Source organism: Natronobacterium haloterrestre, assembly GCF_900112205.1.
GTDB classification, from domain to species: Archaea; Halobacteriota; Halobacteria; order Halobacteriales; family Natrialbaceae; genus Natronobacterium; species Natronobacterium haloterrestre.
Window position 1 is genome coordinate 210548 of the sequence record NZ_FOKW01000006.1, and the last position, 25849, is coordinate 236396.

Genomic DNA, 25849 nt, shown 5'->3' on the forward strand with positions numbered 1-25849 from the left:
GTACGAGTACGGGTGAGAGTGCGAGTGCCGAGGGACGTTACCGGCCGAGAAGCCCCGTCTCGAGGTCTGGACCGCCGCCTTCGCCGCCGAACAGCCGTCCGCCGCCGGTCAGGAGATAGAGGACGGCGAGTCCGAGCATGTACGTGAGCGCGATCGGGATCGCGACCATCAACATGGTGAGGATCCCCTTCGGGCTCGCGATGGCGGCGACGGCGAAGATGCCGACGACGACCGGCCGCCAGCCCCGCAGCATCGTCCGGTAGCTGACGATCCCGCCGACGTGGAACAGCGCCATCGTGACGACGATGTTGAACAGGAAGCCGATGCCGAGGGTCGTGAAGATCACCAGCCAGAAGAAGCTGCTGATCCGGTAGGAGACGACCATCCCGTTGGTGATGGCGTCCGAGACCAGGTACGAGATGACAGCCGGCGCGACCCAGAAGAACCCGAGGTAGGTACCGAGGGCGAACCCGCCGGCCAGGCCGCCACCCCAAAGGATGAACACGCGCCGGTCGCCGTAGACCAGACCGCGCTCTTTCAGGGCGGGCCAGGCGTAGTACAGCACCATCGGGAGCACGGCGACGGCCGCCGCCAGCACGCTCACTTTCACTTCGAAGATCAGCACTTCGACGGGGTGAAGCGCGATGACGATGTCCATCTGGGTGATGAGTTGCTCGAGGGGCATCCCGCTCGGATCGACGTCGTTGCGGACGGCCACCTCCTGGAGGACTTCTTCGGGCACGCGGTCGAGGAACGTCGCGAGCACCCCGCCGAGGCCGCCCTGGTAGAGCCAGAAGAAGGTCCCGCCCATGACGAGCATGAACACGGCCACGATACGGAACATCTTCGAGGTGAGGCTGTTCAGGACGAAGGCGATGTCGTAGGCGTAGCCGCCGATGTCGTCCTCGGTCGTCTCGTCTTCCGTGAACGGGTCGAGCATGCCGGCGGCGGTGCTTGCGACGACGCTTTCCTCCTGTCCGTCGCCCGCGCCGGCGTCCGCACCGCCGGCCGCCCCGGACGAACCGCTCTCGGCGGCGTCACCGTCGGCCGTTCCGTCGCTTGCCCCCTCGAGGTTGTCGAACCGGTTCAGGATCGCCTCGGCCTTCTCCCGGTCGTCGTCGTACATCGCCTGTCGGGAGTACTCCAGGGCGTCGTCTTCGGACATCGCGAGGAACACCTGCGGGGGGACGTCCTCGATGTCCGCCGCCTCGAGCGTCTCGAAGTCGACGTCGTCGGGATCGTCTGCGTTCCGGAGGTCGTCCTCGCGGGGATAGACCGGGCCCTGCAGCACTTTCAGCGTGTAGCCGAAGAGGAGGAGGAAGCCGACGACGAGCGCGACGATCAGTCCGACCGCGACGTCGCCCAGAAGTCCGTACTCGACGGCGATCGACTCGAGGGCGCCGACCTGGCCGTTCTCGGGCCGGAGGTACTCCGGCAGGGTCGGGTAGACGTTCGTCCGAAGGAGGTCGAAGCCGCCCTGGTTCACTGCGGCGGCCGTCGCGATCGCAAGGGCGACCAGCATGCCGACGAACCGGAGGACGACTCGCTTGATGTGGTCGGTGCCACGACCGGATCCGGGCGCTTCGGCGGCCCCGCGCCGCCGGACGTTCGAGACGACCTTCGCGAGCCCGAGACTGAAGACGTAGAGGCCGACCATCGGCATCGCCCACATGATCAGCGTGAACGGGTCCGGCGGGGAGAACAGGGCCCCGAAGACGGTGACACCGACGATAGCGTGGCGCCACTTGTCGCGGAACGTCTCGTAGGGAACGATCTCGGTGTAGGAGAGCACTCCCATAAAGAGCGGGAGCTGGGCCGCGAGGCCGAAGGAAAGCGTCAGCAGCGCCATGAACTGCGTGAACTCGGTGATCCCGAAGCTCGGTTTGACGCCGGCGCTGACGGCGTTGCTCGCGAGGAAGTCGAACGCGTACGGGAAGAAGATGCCGTAGGCGTAGAAGATGCCGCCCCAGAACAGGACGAAGGCGGTGAGACCGAAGCCGGCCAGGTACCCCTTCGAGATCGGGACGACGCTGTCGTACCCCCGCTCCCGAAGCGGTTCGCGCGCGAAGTACAGGAGCGCGGGAAGGGCGACGATGGCCCCCACGAACATGCCGATCTTCGCCTGTAACAGTATCACCTCGAACGGCGTCCGCGTAATGACGTCGGTCGACTGGGCGACGTACGGGCTCATCTCGGCCTGGGCCGTTTCCTCGAGGAAGTCCCAGATGTAGACCCGGAGGGCGTAGAACGCGCCCATGAAGCCGACGACGAAGACGATGAACACCTTCTGGAGGTGCGTCTGAGCGGTCGAGAGCATCGCGCCGAGGGTCTCGCGCCCGGAGTTGATCGCCCGGGCGGTGTCCTCGTCGACGGCAGAACTCATTTGCTGGCTGTGGGTAACTTACATCCAGTTATCAACCTTTCGAGTGGGCTATCGGTTCGGGCCCGCGTTCGGCCTCGATCGCTTTCGTTCGATGGACGTAAGAAAAAGGCCTATAACTGGCGGCCTATCTATATCTCCCTAGATGTCGGAGGAGCCGGCGGACGACGACGCTCACCGGTCCGAGGGTCCGGAGCCAGAGGCTCGTTCCGAAACCGATCCCGACTCGGATGCCGAGTTCGATCCGATCGTCGACCGGGACGACGACGAGCAGCCGGTCGAAACCGACGGCGAGGGCGTCGTCGGGGATCGCCACGAACCGTCCTATCCCGACCCGGACTACCCGGACGACGACGTCGGCGGTATCTCGACCCCGCCGGACGACGAGGAGATGCCGCTGGCCGATCACATCGAGGAGATGATCCTGCGGCTGGCGATCGTTCTCCTGTTCGGCGCGGCCGGGACCGCCGTCGGGCTCCTGTGGGCCTCCCAGGCCATCGAACACATCTGGTTCAATATCTTCCCCTACGAGATCGAGCAGGTGCCGCCGCCGCACGTCTACCACCCGCTCGAGCTGTGGCTGACCCGGATCAAGGTGTCGGCGCTGCTCGGGATCATGGTCGCGCTCCCGGCCTTCGTCTACGAGTGCTACAAGTTCATGAAGCCGGGGCTGTACCCCCACGAGCGCAAGTACTACCTGGCGGCGGTGCCGACGAGCGTCATCCTCGCGGCCGTCGGGATGTTGTTCTCGTACGTGCTGGTCCTCCCGGTCCTGTTCGAGTACTTCACGTTCTACGCCGAGGGGAGCGCGGACATCGCGTACGCCCTCGGCGACACGTTCAACCTGATCATCACGCTGACCGGGTTCCTCGCGATCGTCTTCCAGATCCCCCTGTTCATTATGCTCGGGATCATGATGGGCGTGACGACACGCCGATGGCTGGCCCAGAAACGTCTCTACTTCTGGGCGGCGTTCGCGGGGCTCTCGTTCATGTTCACCGTGGACCCGACGATGATGGCTCCGGTGCTCGTGGCCGTCACGATGATCCTGCTGTTCGAGGGGACGCTCGCGATCCTGAAGTGGGTCGGCCGGGAGTGAACGGTCCTCGATTCGCCCGGATCGTGTCCGTCCCGAGTGCCGTTGGGTACGACTGACCCCATCGTAGCCAGTATTTGTCTGAATTCGCGCAGTCCTCTACGACGGTCGTCGTCGGCGACACCGCGACGGGTTCGAACGCGGAACGGAACGGAACGGAACGGAACGGAACGGAACGGAGCGGAGTGGGCCAACGTCGGTCGACGAGTCGGATGGCTAACTAGGTAGGACTCGTTCTTTACTATCCGGCTCTCGAGCGGACGCATATGACCACGGCGAGTGACTCGATCGAGATCGAAGTCGACGTCGAACGCGTGTACGACTACCTCGACGACCCGTACAACCACGCCGAGGTAACGCCGAGCCTCTCGGACGTTCGGGAGGTCGAACCGCTCGAGAACGGCGGCAAGCGGCTCGCGTTCACCTACGAGATGGCGGGGGTCGGCGTCGACGGCGAACTGGTCCAGACCGTCGCGGAGCGGAACGAACGCATGACCTTCGACATGCACGGTCCCCTCGACGGCGAGATCGATCTCGAGTTCGAATCGACGGAGGACGGGACGCGGTTGACCTACACCGGTCGCTACGACGTTCCGGGTGCCGTCCTCTCGAAGGTCGCCGAACCGTTCGTTCGACGGTACAACGAACGCGAACTGCGAACGATGCTCGAGAACGTAAAGGCGCGGCTCGAACTCGAGGGGTGATCCGGTCTGCCGTACCGACCGACGGGTGTCACGGTCTGTCCTGCGGGTGAACCGGTGGCGATTTCGACTGGTCCGTACTGTCGGAGAACCGACATCGGGGATGGAACGGGGAACGGGGAACGGGGAACGAGAAACGAGAAACGAATTGTTACCCGGACTAACGGCAACCGTCCTGCCGCTCGAGGGATACCGTGTCGCCTCTCGAGGAAAATCAGTCGGCCGACTGTTCGTAGTCGATGCGAGCGTCGTTCGAATCGACCGCGTCGCTCGCGAGTCGCTTCCCTCGCCGGAGCTGTCCGGCGTAAAAGTACGCGATGTTCCGAAGGCCGGTCTCCTCGCCGGGGGCGCGGTAACTGGCGATTAGTGACCACATGACCGCGACGCCGATCGACCCGGCCGCCGAGAAGGTCATTCCCATGGTCGCGTAGGTAACCGCGTAGATCGCCCCGATCGTCATCGAGGGAACGCTCGAGCCCAGCGGGACCCGAGCGGTCGCGTTGCGGATCGTCGGCGCGAGAAAGACGATCGAGAGCGTGCTGCCTGCCAGAAAGACGAGGTCTTGCCACATCATCGAATAATCTTAACTCAGCCCCGAGTAAAAACCTCTTGGTATTGGAAACCGACGGTTATCCGGACTCTCAGTGTTCGACGACTGTCTCGACTGTGGCGACTGCCGGGCGATCAGCGGTGGGGTCGCGTCCGTTCGCTCGCGTACTCGAGCGCGTCTTCGAGCGTTCCCGGGCCGTCGTACCGCGCGGAGAACAGTTGCATGAACTGGCTGGCGATCCGGTCACAGCGGTCGAACGTGAGGACGGTCCGGACGCGCATCGTCTCGGCGAACTCGAGGCCGGGGTACTGCGTCGCGCGGAGTGCGTAGCCGGGGTGGTCGTCGCCGTCGAGCGCGGCGGGCGCGACCTTCACCCGGAGGTCGCCGGAGTCGTGGCGATAGGTCAGGTAGGTGAGTTCGCGGTCGGTTTCGGCCGGCGTGTAGGTTCGTCGGGTTTCCACCGTCCAGCCGTCCGGTGCATCGCCGGTGGCGTCCATCGACATCTCCTACCAGCGATAGTGATACGTTCGTATCGGATTGCGCAATATTACCCGACAGGAATCGTAAAACACTCGTTATTACGTTCTTCTCGGCCCAATCTTCCGGAGTTAGTAGACGTTCGTTCGATTATTCTGCGCGTTCCCTCCGATTCGACGCGAGCACCCTCGGATCGTCCCGCCCGCAGGTCAGTCGTCCCCTTCGGACTCCGCCGCGAAGACGTCCTCGACGACCGGGTCGTCACCGTCCGGGCTGACGCTGCCGGTCCGGTAGCCGTGGAGGTCGAGCGTGACGTGGTCGAATCCGATCTCGGACAGTTCCTCGCGGACGGTCTCGGCGAACTCCACGGTGAGCGCGCGCTCGAGTTCGTCCGGTGAGACCTCGATCCGGGCGAGGCCGTCGTGGTCGCGCACGCGGAACTGTTCGAATCCCCACTGTCGCAGCAGGGCCTCGGCCCGCTCGACCCGGGTGAGCCGTTCCTCGGTGACCTCGAGGCCGGTCGGGATCCGGGAGGAGAGACAGGCCATCGAGGGCTTGTCGGCGACCGACAGACCGTAGTGGTCGGCGATCGCCCGCACCTCCGCTTTCCCGATGTCGTGTGCCAGCAGGGGGGAGTGGACGTCGAGTTCTTCCACGGCCTGCAGTCCCGGCCGGTGGCCGGCACCGGGATCGTCGGCGTTGGTGCCGTCACAGACCGTGCCCAGCCCCAGTTTCCGGGCCGTCGCCTCCATCTCGCCCAGCCGCATCGTCCGGCAGTGGTAGCACCGGTCGTCGTCGTTCTCGACGAAGTCCTCGCTCTCGAGTTCCGAGAAGGAGACGACCTCGTGGCGGATCCCGATCTCGTCGGCGACTCGCCGGGCCTCCTCGAGTTCGGCCTCGGGAAGCGTTTCGCTGCGGGCGGTGCAGGCGACGGCGTCCTCGCCTACGGCGTCGTTGGCGATCGCGGCCACCACGCTCGAGTCGACGCCGCCCGAGAAGGCGATCAGGACCCCGTCGCGGCTCGCGAGGTCGTCCCGCGCGGCCTCGAGTTTCGCTTCGACCGCGGCCTCGAGTGTCATGGCCCCGCGTTCGCACCGGACGGGCAAAAACGCGTTGTCGTCGAGGTGGCCGACGTCGGTGCCCCGCTCGAGGCGCCGGTCACGAACTGCAGTCACCCTCCTGCCAGTCCGTTAAGTCGCCGCCGATAGTAGCCCGCCTCGAGACCACTATGTCGAGTTCCCTTTCGTCGTCCGTCTCCGATCGAATACGCCAGTTCCGTCCGGCCGAAGAGACGAGCGGCCGGACCGAGGAAACCGACGACCGATCGCGACTCGAGCACGCCGTCTACGCTGCCGGGCGCGGCCTCCAGGCGGGGTTCGTCGCGACGCTGATCATGACCGCGTTTCGACTCCCAATCCTGCGGTCGCTGCCGCCGTCGGCGAACTTCTGGTCACAGTACGTCTCCGGCGAGGATCCCGACGATCACCCGGTTATCGGGCTCGTCCTCCACTTCGCCTACGGGATGCAGGCCGGCGCACTCTTCGGCGGACTCTTCGCCCTGCAGGACGCCGAACGATCGATCGAACCCGAGCAGCGGGGGATCGTCTGGGGGTCGGTCTACGGGATGGCCCTGTCGGCGTTCGGATCGCAGGTCATGCTGCGGGAACTGCTCGAGATCCGTCTCGAGAACGACGAACTCGCGCTGTTTCACGCGGGGCATCTCGTCTACGGCCTCGCGCTCGGGGCCTGGGTCGGCTCGCGAACCGAGGGCGTCGACGATCCCGAGGCGGAATACGAGTACGGTGACGGGAACTGATCGGTGCGGGAGCTAGGAATTCACACCCCGGAGCTAGTAAGGACTATACCAGTAATACGGTGGCTCGAGTGCGTTCATAACAACCTGTTTACCGCGGGCGTCCTCCCGAACGAACATGGAGATCGGCGTCGTCATCGGCGTGATCGCTATCGGTTTCGTCCACGGCGTGTTGCCCGACCACGGGTGGCCGATCGCGGCGATGTACGCGCTGAACCGGAACCGGCGGCTGCTGTATGGCCTCCTCGCGGCACTGGTCCTCGGCGTCGGCCACCTGATCAGCAGCGTCGTCCTCGTGGCGGCGTACTACGGGTTCAGTTCGTTCGCCGCGTTTGCCGAGGGGCCGTGGCTCGAACACGTCGCCGGCGTGTTGCTGATCCTGCTGGGGATTCACGAGTACCGCCACGGTGGGCACGGTGGGCACGGCCACGACCACGAGGACTATGGGCACGAGGACCACGACCACGGCGATCACGACGGAGAGCACTCGCACGGCGACGATCACACGCACTACCACCGTCACACTCACGACCACGAGACCGATCACCACACCGACGGCGGAAGCGACGCGCCAACCATGGACACAGCCGACTCCACTTCCCGCTCCGGCGTCCTCGAGCGCCTCCGCGCTCCCTTCCCAGGCGGCGGCCACCAGCACCTGAGCGAGGAACACGCCGAACGCGGCCTCGCGGCACTTGGCACCACCGCACTCTTGCTCGGGTTCGCTCACGAGGAGCCGATCCAGATCCTGGCGATCTGTGTCGGCACCCCGTTTTGCCTCGAGTTGATGCTACTCTACTCGCTCGCGGTCATCGTCGCGATCGTCGTTCCCACCCTGCTGTTGATCGCCGGCTACGAACGCCACCGCGAGCGTGTCGAGCGGATCACGCCGCACCTGCCGGCGATCACGGCCGTCGCGCTCGTCGGGATGGGCCTGGCCTTCCTCACCGGCCTCGTCTGAGCGACTCGAGTCAGGGATCGATCGACTCCGATCCCGACCCTGACCCCGATCCAGACTCGAGAAGACTATCGAGATCCTCCTCGAGCCGGGCCGCGTACTCGAGACGCAGATCCCGTGCATCGCCCGCCGTCACGTACTGCCGGCCGTCGATGCGACGCGAGATCGGGTGATAGTCGTCGACCGAGAAGCCGGCCCACTCGAGGTAGTCCGCGACGCCTCGGTTCGCGAGGCCGTCCCGGACCGCCGCCTCCGCGAGGTCGGCGAGCGTCCTGGGCCCTGGAAGCGCGATCCGCTCGTCGTCCGCAAACCCGCGGCCGTCACCGTCGGCGATCTCGCGGTTGCCGCGGGTTCGGACGGCCGCCCGGTCGACCTGTGTCATCGCCTCCTCGAGGTCGCGAACCAGCCGGAGGAGCTGGCTCGGCAACGCGGTGTCGGGGGCGCGCCACTCGAGGAGCGGGAGCGGGACCGAGAGCGGGAGCGCAAGCGGCCCCGTAGCGTCGCGCAGACGGATCGGCGACGGGAGGAGATCGGCCGGGGAGTACGCCCCGAGGGTCCGTTCGTCGACGCCGTTCGCCGTCGCCGCGGCCGCGAGGGAGTCGCCCCAGCCCTCGAGTCGCTCCCGCCACTCCTCGAGGGTGTCGACGTACCCCCAGGGGCGTCCTCGCCGTCGTCTCCGATCCCGTTCTCGCTCGGGATCGTCCGGCGACCACGCGTCGTAGAACGCGGTCCGCTGACAGGAGGTACGGGCGCCGCTTGCGACGCGCTCGCCGCGCACGTACGGCGCGGAGTTGACCAGCGCCAGCGCCGGCTCGAGGGCGACGAGCGCGTTGAGCCGGTCGACGGCCCGCCCCGGTTCCCGCCCGGGGTCGATCAGGACCCGTGTGCCGGCACAGCGATTCCCGCAGATGTCCCGACCGGCGACGGCCCGCCGTATCCGGTCGCGCTCGCTCGACTCCCCGACGGCGTCGTCCGCGGCGTTGATCGTCGTCCCCAGCGGGACGAGTCGGCGCTCGCGGTCGGCGGCGCGCGAACGGACGGCCTCGAGTTCGGCGGCGAACGTCGCGCCCAGGTCCGACGGCGACTCGAGGGGCGTCGTCACCGTGATGCGTGGCGCCCCAGCGCCGGCAGCGGCGCCGGCGCTGGCGCTGGCAGCTGATCGGCGGCGCTCCCGCTCCTGTCCCCGTTCCCGTTCCAGTTCCCGTGGCGACTCGACGAGGCCGTCGGCCGACGCGAGGTTCCCGTCGGCGTCGACGACCCAGTACTCGGCCTCGAGGCTCGTTTTCATCGGTGGGATGTGGCGTCCGACCGCCGTTCGGTCGGCTCGTTCGTCGGTCGTCTGCGGCGGCGATTCGCCGCCCGTCGGTCCACGGCTCCGGTCGTCGCGTGTGGGGGCCGTCAGCGGCGCTGGTCAGGCTTCCTCTGGGCTCGACGGGTCCGCGACCGACGGTACCCGCTCGCGTTCTTCCAGCGTCCGTCGCGTCTCCCGTTCCTCGGCCAGGGTCGCCTCGAGGGGTTCGACGACGTCGTCCGCGTAGGCGAGTCGGCCGGCCAGCGTCACCAGCGTCTCGTAGGTCCGGACCTCGAACCGTTCGGCGAGCAGCGCGGTCTCGAGGACGGACGGGGCGGATCCGTCCCCATGCCCGCCTACTTCGTTCGGCCCGTCGCCCCGGTTCCGGTGGGCCTCCGCGAACCCGTCGACGGCCCGGGACCGACTCGCCCTGGGCTGGCGGCCAAGGGCCGCAAAGACGCCCTCGAGGCGGTCGACGTGGTCGCGGGTCTCCTCGCGGTGCTCGCGGAGGGACGACTCGAGGTCGCCGTCGCAGTCGGCGGCGAGTTCCTCGAGCAGTTCGAGCTGGGTCCGCTCGGCGTAGTAGGCGTGCTGTAGCTGGTATCCGAACAGGTCCTCGATGGTCTCGACGTTCATGATGGATCGCGTGGCGTGACGTGGTCGGTCTCGGTGGTGCGGTCGTCGTCGCTGTCGTCGACGTCGATCACCGCGGACGATCGAGCGAGGCCGGATCGCCGCCCGAGATCACGCTCGCCTCGAGCAGCGCCTCGTGGGCGTCGCTCTCGGCGATCGCTTCGATCTCCGCGCGGACCTCGCACTCGTCACGGTAGTTCTCCCCGAGCGCGTCGACGATGGCCCCGACGTCGACGTCGCCCTCACCGTCCGCATCGCTCTCGATGGCGTTTGCGGCCGCGAGCGCCGACTCGTAGGCGGTACACTCGATCGCCTCGAGTTTCAGCGTCGTCTCGACGTAGTACAGCGGCCGGACTTCGTCGTTCAGGACGACGTTGTTGAACTTCTCCTTGTCCGCGAGCAGGCCGTCCAGTTCGGGAACGGGCCGCGTGTCGGGCTCGACCCCGAGGGCGTCGAACGCGCGCTCGATCCGATCGATGTGGCGCTCGGTCTCCTCGCGGTGCTGGTCGATCGCGTACTGGAGTTGCTCGCGACACTCCAGCTCGCGCAGGTCGTCCAGCGAGTCGATCGCGACGTCGGTCGACAGCGTCTCGAGCTCCGAGCGGAGCGTCCGTTCGACGTAGTAGAGCCGTTCGAGGCGTGTCGCGAGCGCGTCGTGCGGCGTCGTGCTCGTGTTCATGCTCATGCGGGTCTCTCTCGGTTCAGAACGACTGTTGCATCCGGACGAACTCGTCCGTGTCGTGGGGGCTGTCGCCGCGGTCGCTGTACCGGGGTCGCCCGACCGCGTCCCGCCTGACGCCGTTGAGGACCGCGAGCCGCAGGTCGTCGGGCGTCGCGTAGGTCTCGAACCCCGACGTCTCGAGGATCGTCCGCAGCGAGTCCGATTCACGCGGATAGCTGACCTCGACGTCGCCGAACTCCGCGATCACGTCCTCGGTTGCGACCGGGAACTCCATCTCCTCGAAGAGGTCCGTGACTGCCCGCATCTCGAGGGATCTGATCTCGTCGGTGTCGGCGTCAGCGTCGGCCTCGGCGTCGTCGATGTGGCTCATCAGCCGACCCTACCTCGATGGGCGACAAAGCGGTGGAGCCTGCCGTCGACTACCGTTTATAAGGAATCCCGGCCGACTCGGGCGCTTTCGGTTCGGAACGCCGGTCTTCGAATACCCATCAACCGCAGAGACCGTCACGATTCCGTCGAATAACGACTTCCCGTGACGTCGTGACGGTTCCGACATGCCGATCCGACCGCCGACGACGGACGACCTTCGCGAACTCGGTGCCGCCATGCACCTCGAGTTGACCGACGAAGAACTCGAATTTTTCCGGGAGATGACCGAGAAGCGAGTCGAGGCCTACGAGACGGTACGCTCGTACGACCCGGAGCCCCGTCTCGGCGGCCAGGAGCGTCGCGAGCGGACGACGGGGACGCGACCGGCAGACGGGGAGGACCCCTACAACGCCTGGGTGACGCGCTGTTACGTCGCCGGCGACGCGGACGGCCCGCTGTCGGATCTGGACGTCGCGATCAAGGACAACGTCTGCGTCGCGGGCGTCGAACTGACCTGTGGCTCCGCCGTCGTCGAGGGCTACGTCCCCGACGTCGACGCGACCGTCGTCACGCGACTGCTCGAGGCCGGGGCGACGATCGTCGGGAAGACGAACATGGACGACATGGCCGTGACCCGGACGGGGCACAGCACCTTCGGCCCGATCACCAATCCGCACGGCGACGGGGATGCGGACGAGGGCGAAGGCGAAGGCGAAGGCAAGTACCTCGCCGGCGGCTCCAGCGGCGGCAGCGCGGTCGTCGTCGCGACCGGCGAGGCCGACGCCGCGATCGGCTCCGACCAGGGCGGCAGCGTCCGGATCCCGGCCGCACTCTGTGGCGTCGTCGGCCACAAACCGACCTACGAACTCGTCCCTTACACGGGGTGTATCGGCCTCGAGCACGCGATCGACCACCCGGGACCGATGGGATCGGACGTCGAGACCGTCGCGCGCGTGCTCTCGGCCATCGCCGGCAGCAACGAGAGCCACCTCCGCGAGCCGTCGTCGGTCCCCGTCGAGGAGTACCACGAGGGGCTTCCCGGCGACGCCGCGGACCTCTCGATCGGCGTCCTCGAGGAGGGGTTCGACCGCCCCGGAGCCGACGAGGGCGTGCTCGAGCGGGTCCGGGCCGGGATCGACGCGCTCGAGGACGAGGGGGCCGCCGTCGAGACCGTCTCCGAACCGATGCACCTCGACGCCGACGACATCCACACCGTCTGTACGGGCGAGGGGCTGCTCGACGCGATGATCGGCGAGGGGCTGGGCCACGGCTGGAAGGGCTGGTACAACACCTCCTGGATCGACGCCTTCGGGAAGTTCCGCCGGGCGCAGGCCGACGACTTCCCGGCGCAGTTGAAGCTCATCCTGCTGATGGGTGCCTACGCCAACGACGCCTACCACTCGCGGTACTACGCGGCCGGGATGAACCTCACGGTGGAACTCACCGAGCGGTACGACGCTCTGCTCGAGGAGCGGGACCTGCTCGCGATGCCGACGACGCTGCGGACGGCTCCCGAACTGGATCCGGACCGCGACCAGTACGATCGGATGCGCCAGGACCTCGTCGTCGCCAACACTGCGCCGTTCAACCGGTCCGGCCACCCGGCGATCAGCGTGCCGGTCGGGACGGTCGACGGGCTTCCCGTCGGCCTCATGCTCGTCGGGTCGCGGTTCGACGACGCGACGGTGCTCGAGGGGGCGGCCGCGCTCGAGGCGGCCGTGGCGGACTGACCTGCTGGCGGATCGTCCGTTGCGAACGCAGGCTAAACCGAAATCTCCCGCGCCGTACTGGCTCCACCCGTGCCCGACTACGAACTCCACGACCCCGAGTTCTCGGGGACTACGACCGAGGAGTGGGACGATCAACGACTCGAGGACTTCGACACGGACCTCCTGGGCGAAGTCACGGACCCCTTCCTGCTGTCGGCGTCGGGGTTCCCGACTGAGAACTTCACGGACCTGATGCTTCCGGTGGTCGAACAGGACACGCTCCGCACGGTCAAGATCGGCGGGCGCGCTCGAGGGTCTGGACGATGGGGACGCCGACGAGGTCGAGGACCTCATCGACGACCTCACCAGCGAAAACTTCGACCACGGGGAGTTCGGCGACTGACGCCGTTACGACGCCGGTGACGCGCTCGAGGAGCCTCCGCCCCGGAGCAGTTTGATGATCCCCTGGGCCGCCAGGCCGAGTATCGTCCACTTCCAGGCGAGTACGGCGACCCCGAGCAACAGGATCCCCCGCGTTCGATTGCCACGGGTGAACGCGCGTTTGGCCTCGTTGAGCACCGAGACGACCGTCAGCGAGCGCGTCGCTTTCGAACCGAGGAGTTTCTTGAGTGGCATACCCGTCCTTGCCGGGTCGGGATGATAACGCCGTGCCCGGAGCGCGCAAGGCGGCTCGGGTGCGCCGGGTCTCGAGTCCTCACCGGTCCGAACGCCGGGAAAACTGTCCGACAGGCGGTCGGGCTCAGGCCGGCCGCCCCATCGTGTAGAAGAACGCCGGCGTCTGTCCCGCCGCCCGCGGCGCGAAGAAGTCCGAGACCACGTCGTCGTAGAACGTCAGGCCCGTTCCGCCGAGGCTGCGATGCGCGTAGGTAGCGAGGTAGAGCCGTCCGGCGGTCAGGGCGGCCTCGAGTTGGGCCACCCGGTAGCCACGGTCCCCGAAGGCGTCGACGACCGCCTCGAGATCGGTCAGGAAGGCGAGACAGACCGCGGCGTCGCCGCCGAGGGGCTGATCCAGCGCGAGGTGGGCCGCCTCTCGGCGGAATTCGCCGGCCCGGAGGGACTCGAGTTCGCCCGCCTCGGGGTGGTAGTGGTACGCGCCGGACTCGAGGCCGTCGACGGCGTTGACGACCAGGTAGGCGTCGACGAACGACAGCGACGGCTCGTCCTCGCGGCGCGCGTGTCGCTCTCCGCTCGCGGTGCCACCGCTCGCTTCGTCGGGATCCTCGCTCCGCTCGGCTCTCGCCGTTCCCGCTCGGGGGGTCGAGGACTCGCGGCGCACGTCCATCGGCACGCCGCGAACGGCCCGATCGAGGACCGTCGAGAGCTTGCGGAAACTGATCGGCTCGCGCTCGTACTCGCGACAGGAGCCGCGCCGGCGGATCGTCCGGTGGAGGGGCCGGCTCGAGGCCGTCTCGGGGTCGACGGGCTCGAGCGGGACCCGCTCGCCGTCGCCGGGGTCGCGGGTGCCGATCGGCCCCGCTGGCCGGGTGTTGCGCCACGCCTGGGCCTCGTCGCCGTCCTCGAGCGTTCCGGCCCGCCAGGCCTCCTGGATCAGCGGGAACTCCCGCTCGTTCGGTGAGAGCGGTTTCGTCTCGTGGTCGATCGGCTCGAGGTCGGGCGCGTCGGGCGCGGGGCCGCCGGCTCCGATCGGCACGATCTCGAGCGGTGCCTCCCGGGCCGGATCGACGCCGAGCAACTCGGCGACGGGTCGGTCGGCGAAGCCCGTGACGACCTCGGCGCGGTAGTCCAGCGCGTGGGCGACGGCAAGCAGGTTCGCGAGCGTCGTCCCCGAGTCCCAGAACGCGTGGCGGAAGGTCCGGTCCTCGTACTTCCAGGCGTTGCGCCACCAGGTCGACGTCGCGACGACCGACAGCGGGGCGTCGGCGACGGCGTCGTCCCCGCTCGCCGCGGCGAGGGCGCCCCGATAGTCGCCCTCGCGGAGGACGTCCAGCGAGCACGTCCGCGGGTCGAAGTGGTAGACGCCGGCCGGGAGGCCCCGCGGGACCGCGCCCGCGCGCCCGGTTCCCTCGAGGTCGCCACAGACGACGTACAGGTCGACGTGATACAGCGCGCCCGTCGTCGCCGCCGCGCGGAAGGGTTTCGTCCGGTCGCGGAGCGCGATCTCCTTGGTGATCCCGGCCGCGTAGTAACAGCAGGTCGTGACCGTCTCGCGGTCCGGGCCGACTCGAGCGTCGTCAGCAGGGTCGTCGACGACCGCCCGCCACCCGTCCGGCGTCGGCTCCGCGATCGCCGCGAGCGCGGGCTGTTGGGGCGGTCGAATCCGCTCGGCGAGCGGCTCCGTCGGGCGGTCCGTGTAGACCTTGTACGGACGGGGCTTGTTCTCGAAATCCAGTCCGGGACCGGCGGCACGGACGCTCCGTGGGGAGTGTTTCGTCCGTTCGTGGTACTCGAGCGCGCCCACTGGCATGGCGGCTGGTAACACGGCGGCCGACAAAAAGGACGGGCGGGATCTTTTTCTCGCTCCGGTTTGATACGACCGACGAGAACGATGGACCTCGAGTCGATCCCGGGTGTCGGCGAGAAGACCGCCCGGGCCCTGTCGGAACTGGACGATCCCGAGCGCGCGCTGCGGGCGGGCGACGTGGCGACGATCGCGACCGCGCCCGGGATCAGCCAGGGACGGGCCGCCAGGATCGCACGCGGGGCGATCCGCGCCGAACACGACGACCCCGGCGGGTTCCTCGCCACGGATCGCGCGCGGGAGATCTACCGCGAGGTCCTCTCGCTGTTGAAAGCGCGGACGGTCACCGACTACGCCGCCCAGCGGGTCGAAACCTTCTACCCCAGCCCCCGCCGCTCGCGCATCGAGGAGGTGCAGTCGTTCGCGGGCGAGGCCCTCGAGCGCGAGGTCGATCCCGACGCGCTCGAGGCGCTGGCGGGCGTCGAACCTCTCCAGGACCCGGGCGACGTCCGGGTTCGCGAGCGGTGTCTGGCGACGACCGACGCCGAACGCTACAGCGAGGCCCGCGAGGCGATCCCGGAACTCTCCGTCGAGGTCGTCGAGGACGCACAGGGGCTGGCCGAACTCGCCCGGGGGTACTCCACGGTGATCGCCCTCGACGAGTCGTTCGCGGGGGTCACCATCGAGGGCGACGTCCAGGTCCGGCCGGACGCCCTCGAGAACCCCGCGGAGATCGTCCCCGAGCGACCGCTTGCGTTCTTCGCGCGCAACCGGGAACGCATCCGCGCCGCGATCGACGTTCACCGCGCCACCGACCGCTCCGGCGGCGAGTACGACGAGACTGACCTCACGGCCCTCGAGGACGGCCTCGCGCGGCTCGACGAGGACGGCACCGTCGCCGGCGACGACGAACTCGACCGGCTGACGACGGCGGTCGACGACCTCGACGCGGCGGCGAGCACGGCCGAAAGCGTCGCCAACGACAGGCTCCGGGAGGCGATCCGGGAGGAGGACGTCACCATCGAGGGCTCGGACCTGCTCTCGCTGGTCGAGCGCGGCGCGGGCGTCGACTCGCTGCTCTCGCGGGAACTGGCCGACGAGTACGCCGAAGCCGTCGAAACCGCCCGCGAAAACCTGATCGACGCGCTGGACCTCGACCCGGGCGAGGCCGAGATCGCCCGCCGGGCGTTCGGCGACGAGCCGACGTTCCCGGTCGAGCGCGACGAGGACGCGATCGGTCGGCTGCGGGAGGAACTCACCGCCGCCAAGGAACGCCGCGCCGGCCGGCTCAAGCGCGAACTCGCGGCCGACCTCGCCGACCAGCGCGAGACGGCCCGGCGACTCGTCAGGGACGCCCTCGAGTTGGACGTCGAACTCGCGATCGCCAGGTTCGCCGACGATTTCGCGTGCACGATGCCCGAGTTCGTCTGGGACGAGTCGGCGGACGCGGCCGAGACCGGCTTCGCCATCGACGGCGGCCAGTCGCCCCTGCTCGACGAACCGCTCGAGGCGATCGACCCGGTCGACTACGAGGTCTCGGGGGTCGCCCTGCTTTCGGGCGTCAACAGCGGCGGGAAGACGTCGACGCTTGACCTGGTCGCGTGCGTCGTCGTGCTCGCTCACATGGGGCTGCCGGTGCCCGCCGACGACGCCCGCCTGCGGCGGTTCGACGACCTCCACTACCACGCCAAGACCCAGGGGACGCTGGACGCCGGCGCGTTCGAGTCGACGGTCCGGGAGTTCGCCGACCTCGCGCGCGGTGGCGAGGGGTCGCTCGTCCTGGTCGACGAACTCGAGAGCATCACCGAACCAGGCGCCTCGGCGAAGATCATCGCGGGCATCCTCGAGGCCCTGGAGGAGAACGACGCGACGGCCGTCTTCGTCTCCCACCTCGCGGACGAGATCCGCGAGATGGCGGACTACGACGTGACCGTCGACGGCATCGAGGCGGTCGGTCTCGTCGACGGCGAACTCGAGGTGAACCGCTCGCCGGTCAAGGACCACCTCGCGCGGTCGACGCCGGAACTGATCGTCGAGAAACTGGCGACCGAGGCCGACGAGACGGCCGCCAACGGCGGTACGGAGGGGGTCCACGAGCCGCAGTTCTACGATCGGCTGCTCGAGAAGTTCGACTGACCCGGCCGAACCTCTCGACGTCCTGATGACCCCTGTACTCCCGAACCGGGCGACGACTCCGCTCTCGAGGCATCGCTTCGGCCGTTAACTTAATGTCGAGTAAACAACCGGTGTGACTTACCGCGAATCGAACAGTTAATGCCGTGGTTGTGAAACGTCAGGGAGATGGCTCGTACCAGGGGTGGTGGGAACGAGGAGCATCCGATCCAGGTGCTCCATCAGGTGGCGTTTGACCTCCAGTCGGCCGACTCCGCGGACGAGGTCTGCCGACGGACGGTCGACGCCGCCGAGACCGTTCTCGAGTTCGATACCTGCATCATCACGCTCGCCGAGGGCGAGACGCTTCGCGTCCGGGCGAAGTCGTCGGGTCTGCCGGACGACGGCGTCACGCCCACGAGCAGCATCGACGAGGGTATCTCGGGACTGACCTACCGGACCCGCGAGTCCTCCCGGTTCGACGAACTCTCGAGCGTCGAGGAAGCCGAACCCGAGGCCGCGTACGAGTCGGGGCTCAGCGTTCCGATCGGCGACCACGGCGTCTTCCAGGCCGCCTCGGAGGAGCCAGGGGCGTTCTCACCCGAGGACCTCGAGCTGGCGGAACTGCTCGTCTCGCACGCGGCCGCCGCGCTCGACCGACTCGAGTACGAGCGCGAACTCGAGCAGTTCGCTAGCGTCGTCTCCCACGACCTGCGGAACCCGTTGACCGTCGCCCGCGGGCGCCTGGAACTGGCCCGCTCGGCGGCCAACGACGATGCACAGCCACACCTCGCTGAAATAGACGAGGCCCTCGAGCGGATGAACTCGCTCGTCGAGAAACTGCTCGCACTCGCCCGCCAGGGGGAACTCGTCGAGGAGGCGGTGCCGGTCGCGCTCCGAGACACGGTCGAAGACGCCTGGGAGACGGTCGCCACGGACGATGCACGTCTGGTCGTCTCCGTCGCTGAGGGGACCGTTCTCGAGGCGGATCGGGAGCGGCTGCGCCAGCTACTCGAGAACCTCTTTCGGAACAGCGTGGAACACGGGGCCGAGACCGATTCCGGGGAGCCGGTGAGCGTCCCCGTCCCCGTTCCCGTCACCGTCACCGTCGGCACGCTCCCCGACGGCTTCTACGTCGCGGACGACGGGCCCGGCCTTCCCGACGACGCCGACGACGAGGTGTTCCGTCGCGGGTACACCACGAGCGACGACGGCACCGGGTTCGGGCTCTACATCGTCCGGCGGATCGTCCGGGGTCACGGCTGGTCCGTCTCCCTGACGGCGAGCGAGGACGGCGGCGCACGCTTCGAGATCACCGGGGCCGAGATCGATCGAAGCGGCGACGCCCGGCCCGACTCGCCCGAGCAGCGCTGACGCCCCGTTCGGCGGCCTACGGAACCGGCTCGAACCGGTGCAGGTAGGCGGTATCCTCGTCGTCCCACTCCGTATCGTGGGTACGTTCGATCCGCCGTTTGTACGACTCGAGGTCCGGCGACCCCTCCGCGCGGGCGTCCTCGTCGGTGAGGTCGCCGAGTCGCCGCTCGGTCACCTCGCGGACCTCGAACGTCGTGTCCGCGATCTCGAAGGTGTCGCCCTCGGCCGCGTGCGGGTCGCCGCGGTGGATCTGGCTGATCTCGCCCTCGAGGGCCGCGGTTCGGAGCCGTTCGGCGGGAAGCAGGTCGTCCGCGTCGATGGTTCCCATACGCGGATCGAACGGCCGCGGGTCCGTAATTCTATCCGACGTGCGTAGTCTCGAGGTGGGTTTACGCGTCTTTCCGGTGATCTGTCGGTATGGCCCCGCGATCACCGACACGCTCGGCCAGCGACGGCCGCCGATCGGACGGCTCCGATCCCTGCGGCCGTCGATCGCAAGGCGTAGCCGTTCCCGCGGCCGACACCTTGGTGCGATGTGGCATACCAGTTCGAGTGTTCGGAAGACGGCTGTGCCTTCCTGCTGCGCTCGAGCAGCGACGAGGAGGTCGAGCGACTCGTCCGGGCTCACGTGCGGCTGGTCCACGGCGGTCGGATCGATTCGGCCGACCTCGAGCGCGAGACGGAGCGGATCGAACGTCCCTGACCTGTTCGCTGCGAACAACTAAGTAGCTCCGACAGCGTGGTGAAAGTGATGGCAGACGACCCCGAGGAGGGGATGTTGTCGTGGGACGAATCCGTGTTTAGAGACGAGCACGTCTTCGAAATCGACTACGTCCCCGAGACGTTCAAACACCGCGAGGGTCAGATGGAGAGTCTCACCTACGCCCTCCGCCCGGCCGTCCGCGGCTCGCGGCCCCTGAACGTGATGGTCCGGGGGCCGCCCGGGACGGGGAAAACGACGGCGATCCAGAAGCTGTTCGACGAGGTGGGCGCACAGACGAGCGACGTCCGCACCATCCGCGTCAACTGCCAGGTCAACTCGACGCGGTACTCGGTGTTCTCCCGGCTGTTCGAGGGTACCTTCGAGTACGAGCCACCGTCCTCGGGCATCTCGTTCAAGAAGCTGTTCGGCCAGATCGCCGAGAAACTCGTCGAGGAGGACAAGGTGCTGGTCGTCGCCCTGGACGACGTCAACTACCTCTTCTACGAGAACGAGGCCTCCGACGCGCTGTACTCGCTGTTGCGCGCCCACGAGGAGTACCCCGGCGCGAAGATCGGCGTCATCGTCGTCTCCTCGGACCCCGCCCTCGACGTGATCGACGAACTCGACTCGCGGGTCCAGAGCGTCTTCCGGCCCGAGGACGTCTACTTCCCCGTCTACGACCAGCCCGAGATCGTCGACATCCTCGCGGAACGTGTCGAACGCGGCTTCCACGACGGCGTCATCTCGCGGGACACCCTCGAGTACGTCGCCGAACTCACCGCCGAGAGCGGCGACCTCCGGGTCGGGATCGACCTGCTGCGCCGGGCCGGATTGAACGCCGAGATGCGGGCCAGCCGTACCGTCGAGCGGGAGGACGTCGAGGACGCCTACGAGACCTCGAAGTACGTTAACCTCGCGCGCAGCCTCTCGGGGCTGACCGACAACGAGCGGACGCTGCTCGAGGTCATCGCGCACAACGACGGCGACCAGGCCGGCGACGTCTACGACGAGTTCCACGAGCGGACCGGCCTGGGCTACACCCGCTATTCCGAGATCGTCAACAAACTCGACCAGCTCGGCCTGATCGAGGCCGAGTACGCCGACGTCGACGGCCGCGGGCGCTCGCGGTCGCTGTCGCTCGCCTACGAGAAAGACGCCGTGCTCGAGCGGCTCGAGTGACGGCGGTTTCGCGTTCGTTCCGTTCCGGTTCCCGAACCGCCGGTGGGGGTCGGACTCGGACCGAACTCCCGATAGCCTCGAGCAGGTCGCCGCCGATCCAGTCGGTGTCGATACCGGCCGCTAGCGGCTACCACTGCTTCTCCCTCCGCGGCCCCGGCAGCTGCCGCCCGAAACGTAAGACGCGTCATCGCGGTGGGTTCCACATGGATCGAACTCGAACTGCGATCACCGAGACGGTCAGCGACCGCACCGCAGCGGACGAGCACGGCGCGACGGACGCGACGCGGGCCGTCCTGGCGACGCTCGGGGAGCGACTGAGCGCAGACCGGGCGTCGGACCTGGCCGCACAACTCCCGGGCGAACTCGCGGCTCACCTCACCGAGGCTGAGTCCGGCCAGCGCTTCTCCGAGGAGGAGTTCGTCTCCCGAGTGGACCGGCGAATGGACACCGTCGACCTCACCGGCGAGCGGGCCGCGACGGCCGTCCTCGCCACGGTTCTCGAGGCCCTCGACGAGGAGGAACGGACCGCCGTCGTCGACGAGTTCGAACGCTACGGGTTCGAGGAGTTGCTGGGCGAGACCGACGCGTCGGCCGACGTGACCGACCGGTCGCTCCGCGAACGGTAGCTCCCGCCGGCCCAGGGTGGAATCAGGCCTGGTCGATCCCCTCGCGATACTCCTCTGCCGACTCGAGCGCGCTCTCGAGTCGGTCCTCGGTGTCGCCGTCGATTCGCTCGGAGAGCTGTCGGAGGTCGTTGAGGTGCTGGTCCATGATCGCGTGATCGGGTTCGTGATCCCCGTGGACGTAGTCGGCGAACGCGTCCGCCGTCTCGCGGATGTCCTCCCGGACCTCGTCGTCGTCGGCCGTCTTCTCCGCCTGCTCGAGATCGTCGCGTGCGCTCTTGAGCTGTTCGGGCATGAACGCGAGTATCACGACCGCTCCCATAACCGTTTGCCGAGCACGGGCCGGCGGGGGCGACAGCACGGGACGGAGCCGCCGGAAGCGACGGTTTTACCCACGTGTACGGCGAGCTTACTCGTCTCGATGGGTTGCTTGAAGCCGTTACTTGCAAGTTACGGGCCGGGATTCCGGGTGTCACCGTCCCGAACCGTTCGGTCCCCAATTGAGACGCCGCTGGCTGTCCCTCGAACGGCGTTTACCGACCCTAACGCAGGGAAATGAGGGAACAACCAGCCATACTGACTACTGGCTTTTTCAAATCACGGTCCTCCTACTCGGTCGCATCATGCCCGTATCACGACGTGCAGCGCTCAAAACGATCGGCGTCGCGGGTGGTCTCACGGCCGCCAGCGGCACCGTACTCGCCAAAGGGGAGTACAAGGACGACGAACGAACGAAAGACGAGACGACGGAACCGGCCGACGACGACTACGAGGCACCGGAAGCCGCGGTCCGTGTCGCGCACTTCTCGCCGGACGCGCCGAACGTGGACGTCTACGTCGAGGGAGATCGGGTCCTCGCGGACGTCGCCTACGGGGACGTCTCGCCGTACCTCGAGATCGCCCCCGGCACGTATCAGGTCACGATCACCGCGGCCGGCGACCCCGACACGGTCGCGTTCGACGACCAGGTCACGTTCGGCTCGGCCATATACACCGTCGCAGCGATCGGCGAACTCGAGGCCGGAACCTTCCGTCCCAAGGTGTTGGTCGACGCCGGTTCGGCACTCGTCCGGGCGGTCCACGCGTCGCCGGACGCGCCGGCGGTCGACATCTACGCCGGGGAGGACCCGCTGTTCGAGAACCTCGCCTTCGGCGAGGAGACGGAGTACCTCGCGGTGCCCGCCGGCGATTACTCCCTGTCGATCCGGCCGGCCGGCGAACCAGACGCCGTCGCCTCCTTCGACGTGAGTCTCGAGGCCGGAACCGCCTACTCCGGGTACGCGATCGGGTACCTCAACCCGCCAGAGGGGGCCACCGGCCGGGACTTCACCGTGGAACTGACCGTCGACGGCGCGATGGCCGACGAGTAGCCGCGTCCGCGGTGCTGTCGTGCGAACTCGAACCGACCGCTCCTTTTTTCGTGGGTGCCCGTGGAATCGTCTCTCGAGTCGCCCGGTCGTCCGAAACAGCAGGTCCCGGTGTCGGTTCGGTCTCGTGTCGTCCCGATTTTGGATTCTTCGCCTGAGACTATCCGCCGTGCATATTTATCGAATACGAATGAAATTCGAGAACACTCGGATAAAGTATGTACTACGGATTTCGAATGGGTGATATCGAAATGGGATTTTGAGGGATTCCGTATGGGACTTACCGGGATATCGAGCCGAAAAGCGTGCTATAGGGGATTTCTCCCTTTCTCGGGGCCTGATGTCTCTATAGAGGGCCTCAAGGGCGCTATAGGGGAATCTCCGAGTCGACGACGGAGCGATAGATTCAACTCAAATAAAAGAAACGATAGATGCTATTCTGTCTGTCATATGCTCGGAAACGTAACGAATCAGTAGCGATCCGAACCCGGTATGACGCCTCGAGTCCCGACAGCCGTTCTCGGTTCACTCCGCCGAGTCGGCCGGTTCCATCGGCTCGAGCCGGCGACCCGGAATCCCGTCCCCGTTCCCCCGGAGGACGGTACACTCGCCGAAGCGAACGTCGTCGCCGGTCGACACGTCCCCCTCGAGCTGGGCGACGAGGGAAACGCCGTCGAATCGGACGAGCCCGAGCCGGTTCGGTGAGCGGACGTTCGGCGGGGTGGCGTGGACCGTCGTGGTCGCGAGCACCTCCCCCGTCTCGAGGCGGTAGGTGTCGATCCTCTCCGACCCGCACTCGCTGCACCGGTCGCGGGTGTAGTACCAGCGGTGGTCGCAGGCGGGACAGGCGAACGCGCGATCGGTCGAGACGTCCCGTGGGGGCTGTGTTTCGTTCCCTGTTCCTGTCGCAGTCTTCGATCGTGAGTTCGAATTCGTCGTGGTCATCGTTCGTGGTCCGGTGGCTGGATTCCGCTCGCGTTCGTGGCCTCTCCGCGGTTTCGTTCGGCCGTCAGCGCGCCTCGAGCAGCGTACAGATCGCGTTGTTGCCGAACCCGCCGACGTTGAGCGCGAGTCCGGTTTCGGGGCCCGCAACCTGCCGGGCGTCGGCGTCGCCACGCAGTTGCCAGGTCAGTTCGACGAGTTGTGCGACCCCCGTCGCGCCGAGCGGGTGGCCGCGGGCCTTGAGCCCACCGCCGGGGTTGACCGGTAAGTCGCCGTCGAGCGCCGTCCCGCCCTCGAGGGTCGCTTCCCACGCCCGTCCGCCGTCGTAGAACCCCAGCTCCTCGAGTTCGAGCAACTCGAGGACGGTGAACGCGTCGTGGATGCAGGCGACGTCGACGGCCTCGCGCTCGAGGCCGGTATCGGCGAACGCGCGGTCGCCGGCCCGCGAGACGCTCTCGATGGCGAGCGGGTCCGGTCGCTCGGCGACGGCGTGGGTGCCCGTCGCGCCCGCGACGCCGGCGAGTTCCACGTCGTCGTCCCCGCCGGCCCGGAGAACGATCGCCGCGGCCCCGTCGCTGGTCGGACAGCAGTCGTAGAGTCGCAGCGGGTCCGCGACCGCCGGCGACGAGCGTGCCTCCTCGGCCGTGATCTCCCGCTGGAACTGCGCGTAGGGGTTGGCGGCCCCGTTGCGGTGGTTCTTGACCGCGACGGCCGCCAGCGCGTCCTCGTCCGCGCCGGTCGTCTCGAGGTAGCGGTCGGCCGCCAGCCCGGCGAACGAGGGCAGCGTCAGCCCTTGCTCGTACTCGCGGTCGTGGACCAGCCGGCTGATGAGTTCGGTCGCATCGTCGGTGTCGACCGCCGACATCGTCTCGACGCCGACGACCAGCGCGACCGACGACCGTCCGGCCCGGACGGCGTCGACCGCCCGGAGGACGGCGCTGGCCCCGCTCGCACTCGTATTCTCGATCCGGTCCGCCGTCGCGCCGTCGACGCCGAGCGCGCCACAGAGCGCGTTCTCGAGGCCGGTTCGCTCGTCGAACGCCTCGGCGGCCATGTTCCCGACGTGGACCGAGGTCACGTCCCCGGGCGCGACGTCCCCGGCGTCGTCGAGGGCGCGCCAGGCCGCCCGTTCGGCGAGTTCGAGCGCCCCGGCGTCGCTCTCGGATTCGAACGCCGTCATCCCCGCTCCCGCGACGCCGACGTCGGTCATGCCGAATCGCCGAACGCGCCCCGCTCCTCGAGGGCGTCGAGTTCGTCCTCGTCGTACCCGAGGTCGGCGAAGACGCTGCGGTTGTGCTCGCCCAGTTGCGGCGGCGGCGACTCGAAGCCGCTGTCGGCCCGGTCGTAGTTGAGCGGGTGTTCGACGACGGGAATCTCGCCGCGCTCGGGGTCCTCGATCGTCGTCGTGGTCCCGCGGGCCTCGGTCTGGTCGTTGTAGAGGGCGTCCTCGACCTCGTAGACGGGGCCTGCTGGAACCCCGGCGTCCTCGACGAGCAGCGTCATCCACTCGTCGGTCGTCAACTCGCGCAGTCGTTCCTCGAGTTCCGCCTCGAGTTCGTCCATGTGCTCGACGCGGTCGCCGTTGGTCTCGAAGCGCTCGTCGTCGGCGAGTTCCGGCCGGTCGATCGCCTCGCAGAACGTCCGCCAGAGCTTCTGGTTGAGACAGGCGACGTTGATGTAGCCGTCGGCGGTCTCGAACGTCTGGTAGGGCGCGAGGACGGGGTCTTTCGTCCCCATCCGGGAGGGCGACTCGCCGGCGAACACCTTTCCGGCCTGCTTTGTCAGCCACGGGAGCGTGGCGTCTAACATCCCGAGGTCGATGTACTCGCCCTCGCCGGTCAACTCGCGGCGGTAGAGCGCGTTCGAGACCCCGAACGCGGCCCACATCGCGGTGATGAGGTCGGTCATCGGGAGTCCGACCTTCACGGGGCGGCCGTCCTCCTCGCCGGTGACGCTCATGATGCCGCTCATCCCCTGGATCATCAGGTCGTAGCCGGGCCGCTCCCGCCACGGACCGGTCTGGCCGAACGCCGAAATCGCACAGTAGACGATGTCCTCGTTGTGCGCGCGGATCGTCTCCTCGTCGACGTCGAGCCGTTCCGCGGTTCCGGGACGGTAATTCTGCAGGAAGACGTCGGCCTCGCTCACGAGGTCGTACAGCGCCTCCCGGCCGGCCTCGCTCTTGAGGTTCAGTTCGACGCTCTTCTTCCCGTAGTTGACCGTCCAGAAGTACGGCGACTCGCCGTCGATGAAGGGCGGTCCGGAGTGTCGGTTGTCGTCCCCCGCGCCGGGTCGCTCGATCTTGACGACGTCGGCACCCTGGTTCGCCAGCATCAGCGAACAGAACCCGCCGGTGACGAACGTCGTGAGATCGACGACTCTAATGCCATCGAGAATCCGATCGCTGTCTGTCATGCGGTGCCATGACAATCCAGTCGTCACGTCAAAAA

At 67.8% G+C, this 25849-nt stretch carries 26 protein-coding genes; 11 read left to right on the forward strand and 15 right to left on the reverse strand.

The annotated features are described in order from the left end of the window. Positions 1-37 precede the first annotated feature (37 nt). Complete coding sequence (locus BM113_RS13175) at positions 38-2383, reverse strand: twin-arginine translocase subunit TatC (RefSeq protein ID WP_089788531.1); 2346 nt, start codon at positions 2381-2383, stop codon at positions 38-40. Positions 2384-2525: 142 nt separating this feature from the next. Here BM113_RS13175 and tatC point away from each other — a divergent pair, with 142 nt between their 5' ends. Both tatC and BM113_RS13185 read left to right on the forward strand, forming a co-directional pair. Further along, positions 2526-3479 (forward strand): twin-arginine translocase subunit TatC, encoded by a 954-nt coding sequence (gene tatC / locus BM113_RS13180; RefSeq protein ID WP_089788532.1) that lies wholly within the window; start codon positions 2526-2528, stop codon positions 3477-3479. 263 nt (positions 3480-3742) lie between these two features. Next, complete coding sequence (locus BM113_RS13185) at positions 3743-4180, forward strand: SRPBCC family protein (RefSeq protein WP_089788533.1); 438 nt, start codon at positions 3743-3745, stop codon at positions 4178-4180. Between the two features lie 211 nt (positions 4181-4391). Here the strand turns inward: BM113_RS13185 and BM113_RS13190 are convergent, their stop codons facing one another. The 3 genes from BM113_RS13190 to larE all read right to left on the reverse strand — a co-directional run bounded on the left by BM113_RS13190 (position 4392) and on the right by larE (position 6283). Further along, entirely contained in the window at positions 4392-4751 is a 360-nt protein-coding gene (locus BM113_RS13190; RefSeq protein ID WP_089788534.1) for a hypothetical protein, read from the reverse strand. A gap of 110 nt (positions 4752-4861) precedes the next feature. After that, on the reverse strand, positions 4862-5224 hold the full coding sequence (locus BM113_RS13195; protein WP_089788617.1) for a hypothetical protein: 363 nt from the start codon (positions 5222-5224) through the stop codon (positions 4862-4864). A 189-nt stretch (positions 5225-5413) separates the two neighbouring features. Further along, positions 5414-6283 carry an ATP-dependent sacrificial sulfur transferase LarE gene (gene larE, locus BM113_RS13200; protein WP_177209167.1) on the reverse strand — a complete coding sequence of 290 codons (870 nt, stop codon included), beginning with the start codon at positions 6281-6283 and terminating at the stop codon, positions 5414-5416. Positions 6284-6432: 149 nt separating this feature from the next. Between larE and BM113_RS13205 the strand changes: the two genes are divergently transcribed. Further along, positions 6433-7020, forward strand: coding sequence for a DUF6789 family protein (locus BM113_RS13205; RefSeq protein ID WP_089788536.1), 588 nt, complete (start codon positions 6433-6435; stop codon positions 7018-7020). Positions 7021-7135: 115 nt separating this feature from the next. Then, a complete protein-coding gene (locus BM113_RS13210) occupies positions 7136-7978 on the forward strand; it encodes an ABC transporter permease (protein WP_089788537.1) in 843 nt (280 codons plus the stop codon). A 10-nt stretch (positions 7979-7988) separates the two neighbouring features. Here BM113_RS13210 and BM113_RS13215 read toward each other — a convergent pair whose 3' ends face one another. The 4 genes from BM113_RS13215 to BM113_RS13230 all read right to left on the reverse strand — a co-directional run bounded on the left by BM113_RS13215 (position 7989) and on the right by BM113_RS13230 (position 10951). After that, the gene (locus BM113_RS13215; RefSeq protein WP_089788538.1) at positions 7989-9263 is read right to left on the reverse strand and encodes a hypothetical protein; all 1275 of its coding nucleotides are present in this window, start codon (positions 9261-9263) and stop codon (positions 7989-7991) included. A gap of 123 nt (positions 9264-9386) precedes the next feature. Beyond that, positions 9387-9902 (reverse strand): YciE/YciF ferroxidase family protein, encoded by a 516-nt coding sequence (locus BM113_RS13220; RefSeq protein WP_089788539.1) that lies wholly within the window; start codon positions 9900-9902, stop codon positions 9387-9389. A 67-nt stretch (positions 9903-9969) separates the two neighbouring features. Beyond that, entirely contained in the window at positions 9970-10578 is a 609-nt protein-coding gene (locus BM113_RS13225; protein WP_089788618.1) for a YciE/YciF ferroxidase family protein, read from the reverse strand. Positions 10579-10600: 22 nt separating this feature from the next. After that, positions 10601-10951 carry a DUF5789 family protein gene (locus tag BM113_RS13230; RefSeq protein ID WP_089788540.1) on the reverse strand — a complete coding sequence of 117 codons (351 nt, stop codon included), beginning with the start codon at positions 10949-10951 and terminating at the stop codon, positions 10601-10603. 184 nt (positions 10952-11135) lie between these two features. Between BM113_RS13230 and BM113_RS13235 the strand changes: the two genes are divergently transcribed. Beyond that, a complete protein-coding gene (locus BM113_RS13235) occupies positions 11136-12680 on the forward strand; it encodes an amidase family protein (protein ID WP_089788541.1) in 1545 nt (514 codons plus the stop codon). Between the two features lie 387 nt (positions 12681-13067). Here the strand turns inward: BM113_RS13235 and BM113_RS13245 are convergent, their stop codons facing one another. Together BM113_RS13245 and BM113_RS13250 are read right to left on the reverse strand one after the other, a co-directional pair. Next, a complete protein-coding gene (locus tag BM113_RS13245; RefSeq protein ID WP_089788542.1) occupies positions 13068-13295 on the reverse strand; it encodes a hypothetical protein in 228 nt (75 codons plus the stop codon). A 124-nt stretch (positions 13296-13419) separates the two neighbouring features. Further along, complete coding sequence (locus BM113_RS13250) at positions 13420-15105, reverse strand: SagB/ThcOx family dehydrogenase (protein WP_177209168.1); 1686 nt, start codon at positions 15103-15105, stop codon at positions 13420-13422. An 81-nt stretch (positions 15106-15186) separates the two neighbouring features. Between BM113_RS13250 and BM113_RS13255 the strand changes: the two genes are divergently transcribed. Both BM113_RS13255 and BM113_RS13260 read left to right on the forward strand, forming a co-directional pair. Then, entirely contained in the window at positions 15187-17235 is a 2049-nt protein-coding gene (locus tag BM113_RS13255; protein WP_089788544.1) for a MutS-related protein, read from the forward strand. A 165-nt stretch (positions 17236-17400) separates the two neighbouring features. Further along, positions 17401-18585 (forward strand): sensor histidine kinase, encoded by a 1185-nt coding sequence (locus BM113_RS13260; RefSeq protein ID WP_089788545.1) that lies wholly within the window; start codon positions 17401-17403, stop codon positions 18583-18585. Between the two features lie 16 nt (positions 18586-18601). On the opposite strand, the gene BM113_RS13265 is transcribed toward BM113_RS13260, so the two are convergent. Next, complete coding sequence (locus BM113_RS13265; RefSeq protein WP_089788546.1) at positions 18602-18913, reverse strand: ASCH domain-containing protein; 312 nt, start codon at positions 18911-18913, stop codon at positions 18602-18604. A 207-nt stretch (positions 18914-19120) separates the two neighbouring features. Between BM113_RS13265 and BM113_RS13270 the strand changes: the two genes are divergently transcribed. From BM113_RS13270 to BM113_RS13280, 3 genes are all read left to right on the forward strand, one after another. Beyond that, positions 19121-19288, forward strand: a complete 168-nt coding sequence (locus BM113_RS13270; RefSeq protein WP_089788547.1) for a DUF1059 domain-containing protein — start codon at positions 19121-19123, stop codon at positions 19286-19288. A 48-nt stretch (positions 19289-19336) separates the two neighbouring features. Further along, complete coding sequence (locus BM113_RS13275; protein WP_089788548.1) at positions 19337-20467, forward strand: ORC1-type DNA replication protein; 1131 nt, start codon at positions 19337-19339, stop codon at positions 20465-20467. 203 nt (positions 20468-20670) lie between these two features. Continuing rightward, complete coding sequence (locus BM113_RS13280; protein ID WP_089788549.1) at positions 20671-21093, forward strand: DUF2267 domain-containing protein; 423 nt, start codon at positions 20671-20673, stop codon at positions 21091-21093. A gap of 22 nt (positions 21094-21115) precedes the next feature. Here BM113_RS13280 and BM113_RS13285 read toward each other — a convergent pair whose 3' ends face one another. Next, positions 21116-21385, reverse strand: a complete 270-nt coding sequence (locus BM113_RS13285) for a DUF7553 family protein (RefSeq protein WP_177209169.1) — start codon at positions 21383-21385, stop codon at positions 21116-21118. 328 nt (positions 21386-21713) lie between these two features. Here BM113_RS13285 and BM113_RS13290 point away from each other — a divergent pair, with 328 nt between their 5' ends. Next, a complete protein-coding gene (locus tag BM113_RS13290; protein WP_089788551.1) occupies positions 21714-22460 on the forward strand; it encodes a DUF4397 domain-containing protein in 747 nt (248 codons plus the stop codon). A 522-nt stretch (positions 22461-22982) separates the two neighbouring features. Here the strand turns inward: BM113_RS13290 and BM113_RS13295 are convergent. From BM113_RS13295 to BM113_RS13305, 3 genes are all read right to left on the reverse strand, one after another. After that, positions 22983-23402: a Zn-ribbon domain-containing OB-fold protein gene (locus BM113_RS13295; protein WP_007141107.1), complete on the reverse strand. Its 420-nt coding sequence runs from the start codon at positions 23400-23402 to the stop codon at positions 22983-22985. A gap of 64 nt (positions 23403-23466) precedes the next feature. Continuing rightward, positions 23467-24609, reverse strand: coding sequence for a thiolase family protein (locus BM113_RS13300; RefSeq protein WP_089788552.1), 1143 nt, complete (start codon positions 24607-24609; stop codon positions 23467-23469). Beyond that, positions 24606-25814: a CaiB/BaiF CoA transferase family protein gene (locus BM113_RS13305; RefSeq protein ID WP_089788553.1), complete on the reverse strand. Its 1209-nt coding sequence runs from the start codon at positions 25812-25814 to the stop codon at positions 24606-24608. The genes BM113_RS13300 and BM113_RS13305 overlap by 4 nt, the downstream gene beginning before the upstream one ends. Positions 25815-25849 lie beyond the last annotated feature (35 nt).